At 61.3% G+C, this 1908-nt stretch carries 4 protein-coding genes; 1 reads left to right on the top strand and 3 read right to left on the bottom strand.

Annotated elements, in window-relative coordinates; all coding sequences use genetic code 11:
* Nucleotides 1-25: 25 nt before the first annotated feature.
* Genes AC1DRJ_RS26005 through AC1DRJ_RS25995 form a run of 3 tightly spaced genes read right to left on the bottom strand, consistent with a single transcriptional unit; the run spans nucleotide 26 to nucleotide 1354 of the window.
* Complete coding sequence (locus AC1DRJ_RS26005; RefSeq protein WP_477804678.1) at nucleotides 26-730, bottom strand: YoaK family protein; 705 nt, start codon at nucleotides 728-730, stop codon at nucleotides 26-28.
* A 25-nt stretch (nucleotides 731-755) separates the two neighbouring features.
* Nucleotides 756-1085: a DUF6388 family protein gene (locus tag AC1DRJ_RS26000; protein ID WP_477804677.1), complete on the bottom strand. Its 330-nt coding sequence runs from the start codon at nucleotides 1083-1085 to the stop codon at nucleotides 756-758.
* 20 nt (nucleotides 1086-1105) lie between these two features.
* Entirely contained in the window at nucleotides 1106-1354 is a 249-nt protein-coding gene (locus AC1DRJ_RS25995) for a hypothetical protein (protein ID WP_027925145.1), read from the bottom strand.
* 150 nt (nucleotides 1355-1504) lie between these two features.
* On the opposite strand from AC1DRJ_RS25995, the gene AC1DRJ_RS25990 reads away from it, so the two are divergent.
* Nucleotides 1505-1855 carry a hypothetical protein gene (locus AC1DRJ_RS25990; protein WP_477804676.1) on the top strand — a complete coding sequence of 117 codons (351 nt, stop codon included), beginning with the start codon at nucleotides 1505-1507 and terminating at the stop codon, nucleotides 1853-1855.
* The last annotated feature ends 53 nt before the right edge of the window (nucleotides 1856-1908 follow it).

Genomic DNA, 1908 nt, shown 5'->3' with positions numbered 1-1908 from the left:
GGCTGCCTGACAGGCAACATTAAAATCAGCGCGGCATAAACCCCAACTGCCACCGCCGCGGAATTCTCAACGACACCACCCCCAGCACGCCCGCCAGCAATCCGCTGGCAAACAACGCCTTGAGTCCAAAATGATGTTCCAGCACCGCCCCAAGGACAGCCCCGGCAAACATCCCGGTCCACGGAATCAGTTGCACCCGCCAGCCATCGCGTCGTTCGCCGAGCAGCCAGCGCCCCAGCCCGCGTCCGAAACGCGAGAGGGCGCCGGTGACATAGGTCAGGCCGACCGGCAGGCCGTTCACTTGCTCGACGGCGGCATTGAGCATGCCCATGGCGATGATCGCGGCCAGCAGCGCAGGTAGTTGTTCGTCCAAAGGCCAGATGGCGGCGGCGCACAGCAACGTGGCGATGCTCAGCATCAATGGCAGCGCCCGTCGCCCGCCGAGGCGGCTGACGATAATGCCCAAGGCATTGCCGACGATGAAGGTGGCTACGAGCAGCAGCAGCCGCCCGGTCAGCCCCAGATCGCCGACACTGATGGCGACAGCCAGGCGGGTGGTGTTGCCGCTCATGAACGAGACGAAATCGCCGCTGGCCATGAAGCCGATGGCGTCGGTCATGCCGGCGAGCACCGAGAGCATGGCCACCAGCGTCATGCCGACGCGCCCACGCCACTTTTGGGTGTGCAGGTGCCCGGGGCTGGCGTGGGTTGAGGAGGTGGATGGCAGCATCTGCGAGGGCATCCTTGAACAGTGGTTACGGTGCTATCCCGTATAACTCGCAATAGTCCAGCCAGTCCATACCGGCCATCTCCGCGACTTCCTTATGCACCTCTCGGCGCTGGGCCTCGTAGTCCTCGGGTGTGGCGGCCGTTAGCAGCAGCGTCAGTTCCCAGGCGAACAACCCCTGGCTCTCGGCTTCAGCTTCGAAGGCTTCGTGCAGTCGCTCGTCGCGGTACTGAGCCGGGGTCTCACCCTTGGCCTGAGCCAGCAGTGGGTTGAGGTTGTCGAGCTCATTGCGCAGTTCAGGGCGCTCATCGAGAAACTTCTTTAGCGCCTGCTCGTGTTGCTGATCGGTTGCCGCCATGGTCGCTCCTTGGTAACGGGTTACGAAGATTGTTTCTTGCTGGCCTTGGCTGCTGCAGCCAGGCATTCGAGGGCGAACTGCTCGGTGTAGGTCATTTTGATCGGCGTGGTTTCGCCTTTGACGGTGCGTTCGCCGTCGAGGATGTAGCGAATGCGCTTGTCGGTGACGCCGATGCGCTTGGCAATCCAGGACGGTGTCTGGCCGATCTGGCTGATCAGCTTGTCGGCGTATTCAGGGGTCGGTTTGTAGAATTCGGCGTTGGGTGTCATTGGGGCTTCCAGAAAAAAGGCGCGATACAGTGTTTATGGCGCGACAGGGTGCGCGAATCGTTACGCGGTGTCGCGGTATAAATGAAGTAAAGCAGAACGAAACGCCACGCCACGGTGATACAGTCCGCTTTTTCTTGATGAGCGAACGTAATGCGAATACTGATGGTGGCGCTGGCCGTGACGTTGCTGGCCGGCTGCGCGGGCTCGGTGATGGACGATGCTCGCACCAAGACCCCGTACAAAACCCTGAAATCGACCAAGCCGCCTACCATCGTGGCTGAGTGCGTGCAGTATTCCTGGCAGGACGAGGCGGTGTTCGGTGTGGATGCTGCCGCCTATTTGCAGCCCGGTAAAAACGGCGGTTCGACGGTCTACACACGGTCGGCGGAATCCTTTGTGGACGTGACCACCGACGCTTCCGGCACCGTGTTGAATTACTACGCGCAGCAAGACGATTTCGTTGCCAAGCGCCGTTTGGCGGCGTTGGCCACCTGCCTCTAAACATGACCTGACGCAGTACCCTTGTGGGAGCGGGCTTGCTCGCGAATGCAATG

This window comes from Pseudomonas sp. P5_B2 (genome assembly GCF_056400445.1).
Note: the sequence above shows the minus strand (reverse complement) of the source record. Positions and strands in the feature narration are given on the sequence as shown.

What these genes read in the sequence shown, in the direction of transcription:
- AC1DRJ_RS26005 (WP_477804678.1), bottom strand. Translation starts at nt 730, where the DNA reads ATGCTGCCATCCACCTCCTCAACCCACGCCAGCCCCGGGCACCTGCAC.
- AC1DRJ_RS25990 (WP_477804676.1), top strand. Translation starts at nt 1,505, where the DNA reads ATGCGAATACTGATGGTGGCGCTGGCCGTGACGTTGCTGGCCGGCTGC.
- AC1DRJ_RS25995 (WP_027925145.1), bottom strand. Translation starts at nt 1,354, where the DNA reads ATGACACCCAACGCCGAATTCTACAAACCGACCCCTGAATACGCCGAC.
- AC1DRJ_RS26000 (WP_477804677.1), bottom strand. Translation starts at nt 1,085, where the DNA reads ATGGCGGCAACCGATCAGCAACACGAGCAGGCGCTAAAGAAGTTTCTC.